A 14420-nucleotide genomic window follows, 5' to 3' on the forward strand; every position below is an offset into this window, starting at 1 on the left:
CTATTTAGAAAACGAAGATTGCTCTTTCGCTCATCATTTCATTCACTTCATTTGCTACTTCTTCAAGGACATCTTCATCAGTATGATTTGATAAAACTTTATCAATTAAAGCAACAATTGTTTCCATATCTTCCTCAACCAAACCACGAGTAGTAATTGCAGGAGTTCCCACACGTATACCCGAAGTTACAAATGGAGATTTATCATCAAATGGAACCATGTTTTTATTTACAGTAATCTCTGCTTTAACTAAAGCATTTTCAGCTTCTTTTCCAGAGATTCCTTTGTTTCTTAAATCAATTAACATCATGTGATTATCAGTACCACCTGAGATAATATTGTAGCCTCTTTTTACAAAAGCATCAGCCATAGCGTTAGCATTTTTTTGTAATTGCATAGCATAAGTAAAAAACTCATCTTTTAAGGCCTCACCAAAAGCAACCGCTTTTGCTGCAATAATATGCATTAAAGGTCCTCCTTGATTTCCAGGAAAAACAGCTAAATCTAATAAAGAAGACATCATTCTAATATCTCCTTTTGGTGTTTTTAATCCCATTGGGTTTTCAAAATCTTTACCCATCAAGATCAATCCACCTCTTGGTCCACGTAATGTTTTGTGAGTTGTAGTTGAAACAATATGACAATGAGGAATAGGATCATTCATCAAGCCTTTAGCGATAAGCCCAGCTGGATGAGAAATATCAGCAAATAAAATAGCTCCTACGCTATCAGCAATTACTCTAAAACGCTCAAAGTCCATATCACGTGAATAAGCCGAAGCTCCAGCGATAATTAATTTTGGTTGCTCTCTAGTAGCAATTTCTTGAATTTTATCATAATCTAAACGACCTGTTTCAGCATCTACCCCGTAAAAAACCGGAGTGTACAATCGTCCTGAGAAATTCACAGGAGATCCGTGAGTTAAATGCCCACCATGAGATAAATCAAAACCTAAAATTTTGTCTCCAGGTTGTAAACAAGCATGGTAAACCGCTGTATTAGCTTGAGAACCTGAGTGAGGCTGTACATTTGCATAAGTAGCTCCAAACAATTCTTTAGCTCTATCAATAGCAATTTGCTCGATAACATCTACTACTTCACAGCCTCCGTAATATCTTTTTCCAGGATATCCTTCAGCATATTTATTAGTTAACACTGAACCAGCAGCTTCCATTACTTCGTCACTTACAAAGTTCTCTGAAGCAATTAATTCTAATCCGTGTATTTGTCTTTCTTGTTCTTCTAGAATAAGGTCAAAAATTTGTTCGTCGCGTTGCATTTCTTTGTTTTTAGTTAATTTGTAGCAAAAATACAAAAAAACGCTTGCCAAACTCCTAGATTATAATATATTTGAACTATAATTTTCAACAAAACAATTAACATATTATGCCAATATCAGCAAACGATACTAACCGTGAATCATGGTTAGAAGTACTAGAGAACAGTGACTTCCCAATTCAGAATATTCCTTTTGGAGTTTTTCTTACGAAAGAAAACGTTGTAACCGTAGGAACAAGGATTGGTGATTTTGCAATTGATCTAGGTGCTTTACAACAACTAAATTACTTTGCAGGTATTGAATTAACTGATGACATGTTCATGCAAGACACGTTAAACGACTTTATCTCTGACGGAAAAAAAACATGGAGATTGGTTCGTAATCGTATTGCTGACATTTTTGATAGCAATAATCCAAAGCTTCGCGATGTACAAAAACATCGTGATATTGTAATTTTTGATATTGTTGATGTAGAAATGCAGTTACCAGTACTTATTGGTGATTATACAGATTTCTATTCCAGCAAAGAACACGCTACAAACGTAGGAAAAATGTTTCGTGATCCAGAAAATGCTTTATTACCTAACTGGTTACACATACCCGTAGGATACCACGGCAGAAGTTCTACAATCGTTCCTTCAGGAATTCCGGTTCACAGACCTATTGGACAAACATTACCAGCTGGAGAGGACACACCAGTTTTTGGACCATCCCGTTTAATTGATTTTGAACTTGAAACTGCTTTCATCACTACAGATGCTAATGTAATGGGAGAAATGATTCCTATTAGTGAAGCTGAAGATTATATCTTTGGAATGGTTCTATTAAATGACTGGAGTGCACGCGACATTCAAAAATGGGAATACGTGCCGCTAGGACCCTTCTTAGCTAAAAACTTTGCTTCATCTATTTCTCCATGGATTGTTACTATGGATGCTCTAGAGCCTTTTAGAGTTCCTGGACCAAAACAAAATCCGAGCCCGTTACCTTATCTTTTACAAAAAGGAAAGCACTCTTTTGATATTAATTTAGAAGTAGCAATTCAGCCAGAAGATGCAGAACCAACAATAGTGAGCAACTCCAACTTTAAACACATGTATTGGACAATGAACCAGCAATTAACACATCATACCTCTAATGGTTGTCGTGTGAACTCTGGTGACATGATGGGATCAGGTACTATTTCAGGACCTACACCAGACAGTTACGGTTCTATGCTTGAACTTACTTGGGGTGGTAAAAACCCAATCACACTTAACGACGGTACAGAACGTAAATTCATAAACGATAACGATACTGTTATCATGAAAGGTTTTTGTAAAAATAGCCAAGTGCGTATTGGTTTTGGAGAAGTATCTTCAAAATTATTACCTCCTTTTGTTAGAAAGTAATTCAGATATATTATTCCATAAAAAAGTCCCATTTGCTAAGCAAATGGGACTTTTTTTATTTCAGCAATATCCAGTGACTATAGACTCAATATTGTTGTTTATTATTTATTATTCCCTTTTTCGAAATCAGCAACAAATTGCGCTAATCCAATATCAGTTAAAGGGTGTTTTAACAATCCGTAAATAGCCGAAAGTGGTCCAGTCATAACATCAGCACCAATTTTTGCACAATTTACAATATGCATAGTGTGACGTACAGAGGCAGCAAGAATTTGCGTTTCGTATCCGTAATTATCATAAATATCTCTAATTTCTTCAATCAAAGCCAATCCATCAGTAGACACATCATCAAGACGACCAATAAATGGCGAAACATAAGTCGCACCGGCTTTTGCAGCTAATAAAGCTTGACCTGCTGAGAAAACTAATGTTACATTTGTTTTAATTTCTCTATCTGAGAAATATTTAGCAGCCATAATACCTTCCTTAGTCATAGGTAATTTAACTACGATTTGCTCATGTAATTCAGCAAGTTCTTCTCCTTCTTTAATCATTCCGTCATAGTCAAGTGCATTTACTTCAGCACTAACATCTCCTTCTACAAGGTTACAAATGTCAACATAATGCTTCAAGATATTGTCTTTTCCAGTGATTCCTTCCTTAGCCATCAATGATGGATTTGTAGTTACCCCATCTAAAACTCCTAATGCTTGTGCTTCTTTAATTTGAGCTAAATTAGCCGTGTCAATAAAAAACTTCATAATTCTATATTTAATTAATTGTGTGTTTGTTTTTTTTTTGGGCGTGCCCCAAGGGTCAGGCTTTTCGTTACAATCTTTTATTTTTTAAAGAAAAAAATAAAAGGATTTCCACTGCAATCCTTCACGCAAATTCGTCGTAAAACTACAACTTATAATGGTTCATTAATATTTTTTCATACATTTTATCTGGTAGTATTCTTTTCAATACAATCGAGAACTTTTGCATAAAGGCACCTACTTTATAATGTACATTAGGTTCTTTAGTTAGGATTATTTTATAAACAGCTTCAGCCATTTCATTAGGATTACTTCCGCCATCAACATGCTCGTCCATTGTACGCAAGGATTCACCATAAGAAACTTCATAAGCAGATCCTTTTATAACTGGCGCATGATAACGTCCTGATGCAATATTAGTAGCAAAGTCACCTGGTGCCACATTAGTAATATGAACCCCAAAAGATTTCACCTCCATGCGCAAAGCTTCGGTAACCAACTCTAAAGCCCCCTTAGAAGCCGAATACATAGAGCGATAAGGCAATCCCATATAACCCGCAATTGAAGTCACATTTACAATCAATCCCGCATGTTGTGTACGCATTTGTGGCAACACCGCTTTCATTACTTCAATAGGCCCAAAGAAATTAGTATCAAAATGATTTTTCATTTCAACAGTAGGAATTTCTTCAAGAGGCCCTGTAATCCCCACGCCTGCATTATTAACCACAACATCTAAACGTCCTGAAGTAGCAATTACTTTAGCAATAGCCGTATGAATTGAAGCCGAATCACGAACATCAAGCGCCACAAGAGGAAAAACCGAATTCAAAATTCGTTCAGGATTCCTGCTTGTTCCATAAACCACAAACCCTTTATGGTGCAAAAACTCCCCAATAGATTTTCCTATTCCGGATGAACCTCCTGTAATCAGCACTACTTTATTCATCAATTTGTATTTTTATAGTAAAGAGCAACGTTATTAAAAATGCTTCTTTTTTAGAATAGCCCAAAAATAAAAAAATCCTCCATAAGGAAGACTATTATTGTTTTTATTTTAGGAATAATATTAAAAAATTGACATAAAAAAATCTGAACTAAGTTCAGATTAAAAAAAAATGGCAAGCGACCTACATCGCACCGCTCAACCACGTACCCTTGCTATGTTCCCATCCTGGGGGAGTCTGCAGGAGCTGGTCGTGTAGGACTTGCCGGTGCAAATATACAACCTTTTTATATTTTTGCAAGCCCTTTGTGCTGTAAAAATAACATTGTATATTGTGGTATCAAAAAAAACAAAACATGAAAAAATATAACTTCCTATCTATCATTTTATTAGGCATCACTCTTAGCAATTGTGGAGATACAAAAAAAGGTGAAAATTCTTTATTTACCTTCAATAAATCTGAATTTAAAGAAAAATATGTATCTGATGACGTACTTAAATTGGCAGTTTTAAATCCTAATTCTAAAGAAATCGATAGTATTATATATTATGTAAATGACAAAAAAGTAGGTTCAGCTAAAGCTGCTGACCAATTTACTTTAGCATTAACTGATCAAAAGTTAGGCTATCAAAACCTAAAAGCATTGGTTTATTATGATGGAGAAAATTCTGAAGCCACCGCAAGAGTTGAATTAGTATCTAAAGTACAACCTAAATTATTAAAATATAAAGTTCTAAATACATATCCGCATGACACACTTTCTTTCACTGAAGGATTAGAATTTTACAAGGACACCTTATACGAAGGAACAGGGCAAAAAGGAACTTCCTATTTAAGAAAATACGATTACAAAACAGGAAAAGTATTCAAGCAAGTAGATCTTGATGCCAAGTATTTTGGAGAAGGAATAACTGTAGTAAATGGTAAGTTATATCAGCTGACTTGGCAAGAAAAAACAGGGTTCATTTACAACCCAACCACTTTAAAACTAGAAAAAACATTTGCTTTTACTAAAGATATTGAAGGATGGGGAATGACAAATGATGGAAAAAACATTTACCAATCAGATGGAACTGAGAAAATCTGGACAACTAATCCTGATAACCAACAAATGCTTGATTACATAAATGTCTACTCTGGAAATACAAAGATCAAAGCTATCAATGAACTAGAATGGATTGACGGAAAAATTTATGCTAACGTTTGGCAAAAAGACGCTATTGCAGTAGTAAATCCTAAAGACGGAACTGTTGAAGGAATTATAGATTTATCAGGGTTAAGAAAAATTGTAAAAAACAGTGCCGCCGAAGTATTAAATGGAATTGCTTACAACCCAAAAACCAAAACTATTTTTGTAACTGGGAAAAACTGGGACAAAATGTTCGAAATCACGGTTTCGGAATAATAAAAAACACGATGACAACTTTAATAATAAATATAAAAGAATTACTGCAAGTACGCGAATCCAACATTTTAAAAGTCTCTGGTAGTGAAATGGCTGTTCTTCCTACTATAAAAAACGCCTATTTAGTTATCAAAGATAATTTGATTGCTGAATTTGGACCAATGAAAAAAACTCCTCAAACAACTTTTGACAAAACCATTGATGCAACGGGAAAAATGATTTTACCCACTTGGTGCGATAGCCATACACATATAGTTTACGCTGGAAATAGAGAGCAAGAATTTGTAGATAGAATAAACGGCTTGAGTTATGAAGAAATTGCCAATCGCGGAGGAGGAATTTTAAACTCAGCACAAAAATTAAACGAAACCACCCAAGAGGAACTTTACGAACAATCTAAAGAACGTCTGGAAGAAGTGATGCGCTTAGGAACCGGAGCAGTCGAAATTAAATCTGGTTATGGACTGACCGTTGATGGGGAATTAAAAATGCTTCGTGTTATTAAAAAATTAGCACAGCGTTACCCTATTGCGATAAAAGCCACTTTTTTAGGGGCTCATGCTTTTCCTTTAGCTTATAAAGACAACCATCAAGGTTACATTAATCTTTTAATCAATGAAATCATTCCTCAAATAGCCAAAGAAGATCTAGCACAATACATTGATGTTTTTTGTGAAACCGGTTATTTTACTGTAGCAGAAACAGAACAAATTATGGAAGCAGGTATTGGTTTTGGCTTAAAGCCAAAGATACATGTGAACCAATTTAACTCTATTGGCGGAATCCAATCTGGAGTAAAGTATGATGCATTATCTGTTGACCATCTTGAAGTAATGAAAACCGAAGATATTCTAGCCTTAAAAAACACGAATACCATGCCAGTAGCATTACCATCTTGTTCTTATTTTTTAAGTATCCCGTATACTCCAGCGCGTGAAATGATTGCTGCAGGCTTACCATTGGCTTTAGCTACAGATTACAACCCTGGTTCTACTCCATCTGGAAACATGAATTTTGTAGTAGCTACTGCTTGCATCAAAATGAAAATGACTCCTGAAGAAGCTATTAATGCCGCTACAATAAATGGTGCTTACGCAATGGATTTATCTACCACACATGGAAGTATAACTGTGGGTAAAAAAGCCAACTTTATAATTACAAAACCAATTCCATCATACAACCAACTGCCCTATGCTTTTGGGACCAATCTAATTGATCAAGTATATATTGAAGGTAAAGTTATTGCATAAAAAAAGAGGAGCGAAATGCTCCTCTTTTTTTATTTAAACTAAACAGTCTACTATTTCAAAGTAAAACTTGTTTTTGAAACCAATACGTTTTTATCAAAAATATTTACAAAGTAAGTTCCTTTTGCAAAGTCTTTACCAGGTAAGTCTTCAGTAACTTGAACTGTTTTATTTTCGTATTTCACATTAGTAATAAAACTATAAACTAAAGAGCTATCTCCAAAAGACTCTGTGTTTTTATTACCTAAAACATTATTCTTACTATCAATTACTTGTACATAGTATGATTTATCTCCAGATTTAGCTACTTCATTCTCAGCAATTGTAAAACTAATTTTTAATACATCAGCTCTACTTGCTTTGTCAGTTTCTATTTGTTTACCTGAACTTCTCATTTTGTAAGCAGCAGTCTTCATATTCAAAATTGATAATTTAGAAGCTTTTTCAACTACTTTAGATAACTCTTCGTTTTGCCCAACTAATACTTCATTATACTTTTTAGATTCACCTAAAACAACTACAGTACTATCACGTTGAGAAGTAACAAGAGCATTCTCTTTCTTCAATTCTTCGTTTTCAGCCATTAAAACTTTCATGTTGCTTTGTAAAGCAAAAAATTGTTTTTTGTATTTTGCTAATGAGTTCACATCACCTTTAGACTTTTTTAAGTCTTCAAGTAAATTAACAACTTTATCTCTTTCTTGAATTAACTCATCAGACATTGATGTGTTTTCAGCAATTGCAGCATCATAAGTTGCTTTCAATTCTTGTAATTCTTTCGTAACCGACTCTTTGTCAGTCAACGTTGTTGTTAATTCAGTTTTAACAGCATCAGCGTCAGATGTTGCTTTAAAAATATAAACTAAACTACCCACTAATAAAACTGCTAATACAGCTATAACTGCCTTTAGACTTGAATTGCTTTTCTGATTTTCCATTTTTAAAATTATTATTTATTCAAATTTAACAATATATATTTAAGTTATAACGTAAGTTTATACAATTATATTATTTTTGAAAAAATATAAATTTGTTTATGGAAAAACTTGTGCCTTTTACACCTAATGATCTTGCTAAGGTAACTAATCACAGAAGCGGCGAAATTAAGTTTGGTGAAAAAATGATGACCATTCCTAAAGGTACTGACCCTCTGTTGTTTTTAGAAGAGACTGAAGCTAAATATGTGATTTTAGGAATTCCTGAAGACATAGGTATCCGAGCAAATTATGGCCGTCCTGGTGCTGCATCGGCTTGGAAAAGTGCTATAAAAAATATTGCAAATATTCAACATAATCGCTTTTGTAAAGGTAGTCAAATCCTGATATTAGGTCAAATTAACGTTAGCGATGAAATGAAAGAAGTCGAAAATCTTGATTTTAATGACATCGATGACCGTTCTAAATTAAGCCAATTAGTAGAGCGGATTGACAAAGAGGTTTCTCATATTATTTTCAGTATCGTAAAAGCAGGTAAAATCCCTATTATCATTGGCGGAGGTCATAACAATTCCTATGGTAATATAAAAGGTACCGCTCTCGCAAAAGGAAAACCAATTAATGCTATCAACTTTGATGCGCATTCTGATTTTAGAATTCTAGAAGGACGTCATAGTGGCAATGGTTTTTCGTATGCGTATGAAGAAGGTTTTCTAAAGAAATATTTTATTTTTGGTTTACACGAAAATTATACTTCAAAAAGTGTTTTAGATCTTATTAAAAAAACCGAAGATCGCGTTCGCTATATTACTTATGACAGTTTGAATATAAGGAGAGAAAAAGAATTTAATCAAGAAATGATTAGTGCCTTAGAGTTTGTTAAAACAGAATCTTTTGGTCTCGAAATTGACTTAGACGCTATTCCAAACATTGCTAGTAGTGCCATGACACCTAGTGGATTTTCAGTAGAACAACTGCGTCAATTTGTATCTTTCTTCGGAAGAAATAAAAACGCTGCCTATTTACACATTTGCGAAGGCGCACCTGATTTAGGAGAAGAGAAGAATAACCATTTAATTGGTAAACTTATTGGTTATTTAGTAACCGACTTTATAAAATCAAACCAATAAAAGAGTAGAAATACAGCCAAAAATTAGCGAATCGATAAATAACACTATCTTTGCGCCACTATCTATGTACTTAATACAAGATATTTAATATTTAAAATATGTTATTCGAAGATTTATCACTTTCAAAAAGTATTCAAAAAGCCGTATACGAACTAGGCTATACTAACCCTACACCTATTCAAGAACAATCTATTCCATTAGTGTTAGCTGGGAAAGATTTAATAGGTTGTGCCCAAACAGGAACAGGAAAAACAGCAGCATTTGCTATCCCAATCATACACCAACTACACCGTATTGTAGGATCGTCAAAAAAAGCCAAACAAATTAGAGCATTAGTAGTTACTCCTACAAGAGAGCTTGCTGTTCAAATTGGTCAAAGTTTTGATACGTATGCAAAATACACTAACCTTACACAATTGACTATTTTTGGTGGTGTTTCACAAAACCCACAAGTTGATACTTTAAAAAATGGTGTAGACATCTTAATTGCAACTCCAGGAAGACTCCTTGACTTGCATAAACAAGGGTTTATTGACCTAGATCACTTACACACTTTAGTACTTGATGAAGCTGATCAAATGCTCGATATGGGATTTGTAAATGATGTAAAGAAAATAGTTAAGCTTACGCCAAAGAACAGACAGACTTTATTCTTTTCTGCAACAATGCCAATTGCGATTCGTGAACTAGCAGAAATGTTTTTAACTAATCCAGAGACAGTAACCGTTTCTCCAGTATCTTCTACTGCAGAAAATGTAGAGCAAAAGATTTATTACGTCGAAAAAGCAGAAAAAAGAAACTTGTTATATCATTTAATTAAAAATGATAATTTGACTGATGTGCTTGTTTTTTCTAGAACAAAACACGGTGCCGACAATGTTGTAAAAGCATTACGAAAAAACAACATCGCTGCAGAAGCAATTCACGGTGATAAATCACAAAATGCAAGACAAAGAGTACTTGAAGCATTTAAAAATAAAGAAGTAGGTGTACTTGTAGCAACTGATATTGCTGCACGTGGAATTGATATTGATCAATTACCATTTGTAATCAACTTTGACTTACCTAATATACCTGAAACTTATGTTCACCGTATAGGTAGAACAGGTCGTGCGGGTAACGGTGGTGTAGCAATCTCCTTTTGTAGTAAAGATGAACATGCCTACTGGAAAGACATTCAAAAATTAATTAAAGTAGATGTTGAAACAGTTAAGGAACACCCTTACCCTTGGCATTCAGGAAGTCCTGAAACTGCTTCTGGAGGTTCAACTCAACCTAAAAACTCTAATAGAAGCGGTGCTGCTCATAAATCAAGAAAGTCAACTACTTCTAAACAGAATAAAAAAAGATGGTATTAATACACAGTCTTTAACTAATAGTCACAAAAAAGTGCTTTTTCTAATATAGGAAAAGCACTTTTTTTTTACCAAAATCTTATAATAAAAATAAAACTTTTAAACTAAGAACTCTTCGTTTTGACTATGAATAAGGTTATTGATCGTTTTAAATAATAGTACTGGATCAAATGGTTTTATAATAATATCATTGAATCCTGCCGAAATAGCTTCTTCAGTAATTTCCTCTTTATCAAATGCCGTTAAAGCAACTATGGCTGTTACCACTCCTTGTTGCCTTATTTTTCTAGTCGTTTCAAAACCATTCATTAATGGCATATTAATATCCATTAAAATAACATCAAATGTTTCCGTTTCTAAAGCATCTAAAGCCGCAAAACCTGAATCAACTATGGTACATTTATAGTTATTATTTTCTATTATTTTTTTTGTCACTAATTGGTTAATTTTATTATCATCAACCACTAAAACAGAGTAGCTTTCTCCTGATTGCAAATCTAAATTATTATTATTAAAAGTCTCAATCGTTTTATAAGGATCGTATTCAAACGGTATTACAAATCTAAACGTAGTCCCTTTGTCTAATTCACTTTCGATAATGATACTACTATTGAAGAGTTCTAATAATCGTTTCACAATAGGTAGTCCTAAACCTGTTCCTTGATAATCAATTTCTTGCCTACTCACTTGACTGAATTTTTCAAAAATTTTCTCCTGATCTTCTACAGCAATTCCTATTCCGTTATCTTGAACTTTAAAAGCTATAAAATAGGTATCGACTTCTACCTTTTCTAATTTAGCCTCTAGAAGAATGCTACCATTTTGAGTGAATTTTAGCGCATTACTAAGTAGGTTTATCATTATTTGTGAAAATCTTAATTTATCACCTATTAAATATTCAGGAATTTCAGGATCAATGTTTATTGTAACTGTATTGTGATGATTTTCGGCAATAAAAGCTAGAGAATCATTTATAAGTTTTATTTCGTCGTTGATATTAAAAGCCAATCTTTCGAGAACAATTCTATTTTCTTCAATTTTATTAATTTGTAATACGTCATTAACTAATGACAGCAGGTATCTTGCAGAAAATTTTAGCGAATTTAAATGCGGACTATCCGCAAGCTCTTTGTGTTCCTCTGATAGTAAATTTGTAATTCCAATGACACCGTACAATGGAGTTCTTAATTCATGGCTTATTGTTGAAACAAATTGCGACTTTAACTGCGACGCAACTTCTGCTTTATCTTTAGCTATTTTTAATTCCTCGTTTTTAAGTATTAGATCGGCATTGCTTTTTTTCTTAAAAGTATAGCTTTTATAAAGAGTATAAAGTAATATTAAAAGAACAATTAAGGCAATTACAACAAGTATATTAATTATTTTAGTTTTTTGCAAACTCTTAGATTGTAAATCATTTTCTGTTTCAATTAAATCAATTTTTCTTTTATACTCGTCTAATTCGAGGTTGACACCCGCAACATTTGTTCTTCGTAATTTTTCAGAATTATATATGTCTTTATTGATAATATTATAGATCGCTAAATTTTCATAAGCTCTTTTATAATCACCATGTTTCAGTAAAAGTTTTGCGTATTCTTCATAAACATAAACCACATCGTCTTTAGTAGGTAATTGTCCTCCTATATTTACTGCGTTTTCAAAATAAGAATTTGCCTTAGCAAAATCATTCTTATTGCTATAATACATTCCGTTTAACATATTGACAATCATCAAATCAGAATTATCAGCATATCTATCTTTATTTTTATTAAGATAATCTAAATAAGCGTAGCCATTTTCAAAATCATTTTTATAAAAATAAGCCCATGTAATATTCATTTTTGTAATAAAAACATTTACTTGAGAACCAATTTTATTGCTATAGCCTAACGATTTTTTATAATAATACAATCCCTTATTAAAATCATTTTCTCCAAATGAATAAATATTTCCTAAGTTATTATTGAGTCCATTTTTTATAGTATCATTATCTGTTTTATTAGCGTAAAACAACCCTTTTTTAAAATAAAAAATAGCCTTATCAGTTTCGGCTAAGCTTTCATAATTAGAAGCAATTATATTATATGATTTTGCAATTAAGTAATCGTCTTTCATACTAATTGCATAATGAAGTGCGAGTCTTGAAAAAACAAATGATTTTTCAAAATTATTTTCATTTAAATAATTAGTAGCGTCTTTTGTTATTTTTAAAACCTCTGATCTTGAAGGAATTGGTTTTTCAGAGATAGGATTATCACTAAAAAAAAAGAAGGAATAAAGTATTAAAAGTAGTGCTTGTGAATTTAACATTTTAAAAATTATATTTCGAATGGTAGCGAATAGTGTTCAAAAATTAATTCAATATTGAATACACTAAATATAGTAAAAACAGAAAGTTACAGGTGTATTTTTAGATTATAAAAAATAAAAAACCACATCTATTTTACATTCAATTACAATGCAATATAGAACATTATTTGAATTATAAATCAATGTTTACTATTTATTTATTAACCCTTAACGTTCTCTTTTGGGAGGTGTAATTTTCCCACTGATTTAGCTACGATCGTTGCTATCGTTGAGTCACTTGTAACATTGACAACCGTTCTACACATGTCTAATGGTCTATCAATGGCAAATATTAGTGCTAATCCTGCTTCTGGAATTCCAGCCTGACCTAAAACAATTACAAGCATAACCATACCAGCACTTGGTACCGCCGCTGAACCCACAGATGCTAAAGTTGCTGTAATTATAATCATCAATTGTGTATGCAAGTCTAATGGTGCCGGAAGCATTGCTTGCGCGATAAAAATAGCAGCAACAGCCTGATATAAACTTGTCCCATCCATATTTACGGTGGCGCCTAATGGTAAGACAAAACTAGAAACTTCATCATCAACACCCAGCTCAGTAACGCATTCCATGGTTACAGGAAGTGTTGCTGCACTAGAACTAGTAGAAAACGCTAATAATTGCGCAGGTGCAATTGCTTTAAAAAACCGTATCGGATTCACTTTTGCGAAAAGCAATAATAAGGTAGGATAAAAAATAAATATCATAAAAGCCAGTCCTAATAGAACAGTCATTCCATAAATACCTAATGCACCTAATGTAGAAAAATCAGGAATCTCGACCATCAAAGCTGCCATTAATGCAAATACGCCATAAGGAGAGAAAAGCATGATAATATCAATTATTTTCATAATAACATCATTCATTCCTTTAAAAAAATCAACTACTGGTTTCGCTTTTTCTTCTTCGATTAAAATTAATCCAATACCGATTAAGATTACAAACAAGATTACTTTTAGCATGCTTCCATTATCGGACAATGCTTCAAAGAAATTTCCAGGAACAACATCTACTAATGGTTGTAATGGTCCGCTAGTTTTTGCTTTCGCGGCAAGCTCAATTTTTTGATTTGCATCTACAGAGAAACTTTCTAATAAAGAGATTCTTGATTCCTCGTTTATATAACTTCCTGGCTTAATAACATTCGCTAATCCTAAACCAACACTAACTGCTACAATAGTAGAACAAAGGTAAAAAAGCACCGTCCTTCCTCCTAATTTTGATATTTTTGAAATATCTTTCAAGTCAGACAAACCTACGATTAAAGAAACTACAATTAAAGGAACCGCAATCATTTTTAATAAATTGATAAATATGGTTCCAAAGGGTTTTACCCAATCAATAACAACACCATTTAACTCTAAATTTTTCATTATCATTCCAAAGAGTAATCCTAAAACCATTGCGATTAGGATTTTATAATGTAGAGCTAGTTTTTTCATATTGTTATTTAAAATTGGTTTTACCGAAAACAATTAGAGGAATTTTACTAATTGTACATAAGGAATGACAATCTAACAATAAATACCGTAAAAGTTACTCAAAATTACATTTTTAACATAAAAAAACGATTTTTAAGCAAAAAAAGCTCCTCTTATTAAGAGGAGCTTGATAT

General features: G+C 32.9%; 11 protein-coding genes and 1 other RNA gene. 5 read left to right on the plus strand and 7 right to left on the minus strand.

Going from position 1 to position 14420, the window contains the following annotated elements:
• Positions 1 to 4: 4 nt before the first annotated feature.
• A complete protein-coding gene (glyA, locus tag ACVEGE_RS19235; RefSeq protein ID WP_173853489.1) occupies positions 5 to 1279 on the minus strand; it encodes a serine hydroxymethyltransferase in 1275 nt (424 codons plus the stop codon).
• Positions 1280 to 1386: 107 nt separating this feature from the next.
• Between glyA and fahA the strand changes: the two genes are divergently transcribed.
• The gene (fahA, locus tag ACVEGE_RS19240; protein ID WP_192501750.1) at positions 1387 to 2670 is read left to right on the plus strand and encodes a fumarylacetoacetase; all 1284 of its coding nucleotides are present in this window, start codon (positions 1387 to 1389) and stop codon (positions 2668 to 2670) included.
• Positions 2671 to 2771: 101 nt separating this feature from the next.
• On the opposite strand, the gene fsa is transcribed toward fahA, so the two are convergent.
• From fsa to ffs, 3 genes are all read right to left on the minus strand, one after another.
• Positions 2772 to 3431 carry a fructose-6-phosphate aldolase gene (gene fsa, locus ACVEGE_RS19245; RefSeq protein ID WP_173853491.1) on the minus strand — a complete coding sequence of 220 codons (660 nt, stop codon included), beginning with the start codon at positions 3429 to 3431 and terminating at the stop codon, positions 2772 to 2774.
• Between the two features lie 142 nt (positions 3432 to 3573).
• Positions 3574 to 4377: an SDR family oxidoreductase gene (locus ACVEGE_RS19250; RefSeq protein ID WP_192501751.1), complete on the minus strand. Its 804-nt coding sequence runs from the start codon at positions 4375 to 4377 to the stop codon at positions 3574 to 3576.
• A gap of 167 nt (positions 4378 to 4544) precedes the next feature.
• Positions 4545 to 4642: signal recognition particle sRNA small type (gene ffs, locus ACVEGE_RS19255), an RNA gene on the minus strand.
• An 88-nt stretch (positions 4643 to 4730) separates the two neighbouring features.
• Here ffs and ACVEGE_RS19260 point away from each other — a divergent pair.
• Together ACVEGE_RS19260 and hutI are read left to right on the plus strand one after the other, a co-directional pair.
• Positions 4731 to 5780, plus strand: a complete 1050-nt coding sequence (locus ACVEGE_RS19260) for a glutaminyl-peptide cyclotransferase (RefSeq protein ID WP_192501752.1) — start codon at positions 4731 to 4733, stop codon at positions 5778 to 5780.
• A gap of 11 nt (positions 5781 to 5791) precedes the next feature.
• Entirely contained in the window at positions 5792 to 7030 is a 1239-nt protein-coding gene (gene hutI, locus ACVEGE_RS19265; RefSeq protein ID WP_192501753.1) for an imidazolonepropionase, read from the plus strand.
• A gap of 50 nt (positions 7031 to 7080) precedes the next feature.
• Here the strand turns inward: hutI and ACVEGE_RS19270 are convergent, their stop codons facing one another.
• Positions 7081 to 7965: a hypothetical protein gene (locus ACVEGE_RS19270; RefSeq protein WP_173856042.1), complete on the minus strand. Its 885-nt coding sequence runs from the start codon at positions 7963 to 7965 to the stop codon at positions 7081 to 7083.
• A 98-nt stretch (positions 7966 to 8063) separates the two neighbouring features.
• Here ACVEGE_RS19270 and ACVEGE_RS19275 point away from each other — a divergent pair, with 98 nt between their 5' ends.
• Together ACVEGE_RS19275 and ACVEGE_RS19280 are read left to right on the plus strand one after the other, a co-directional pair.
• The gene (locus ACVEGE_RS19275) at positions 8064 to 9092 is read left to right on the plus strand and encodes a formimidoylglutamase (RefSeq protein ID WP_192501754.1); all 1029 of its coding nucleotides are present in this window, start codon (positions 8064 to 8066) and stop codon (positions 9090 to 9092) included.
• Between the two features lie 98 nt (positions 9093 to 9190).
• Complete coding sequence (locus ACVEGE_RS19280; RefSeq protein ID WP_173853497.1) at positions 9191 to 10450, plus strand: DEAD/DEAH box helicase; 1260 nt, start codon at positions 9191 to 9193, stop codon at positions 10448 to 10450.
• Between the two features lie 96 nt (positions 10451 to 10546).
• On the opposite strand, the gene ACVEGE_RS19285 is transcribed toward ACVEGE_RS19280, so the two are convergent.
• Together ACVEGE_RS19285 and ACVEGE_RS19290 are read right to left on the minus strand one after the other, a co-directional pair.
• Positions 10547 to 12760, minus strand: coding sequence for a response regulator (locus tag ACVEGE_RS19285; RefSeq protein WP_192501755.1), 2214 nt, complete (start codon positions 12758 to 12760; stop codon positions 10547 to 10549).
• 200 nt (positions 12761 to 12960) lie between these two features.
• Positions 12961 to 14247 carry a dicarboxylate/amino acid:cation symporter gene (locus ACVEGE_RS19290; protein WP_173853499.1) on the minus strand — a complete coding sequence of 429 codons (1287 nt, stop codon included), beginning with the start codon at positions 14245 to 14247 and terminating at the stop codon, positions 12961 to 12963.
• Positions 14248 to 14420 lie beyond the last annotated feature (173 nt).

Source organism: Flavobacterium sp. PL002 (assembly GCF_054165825.1).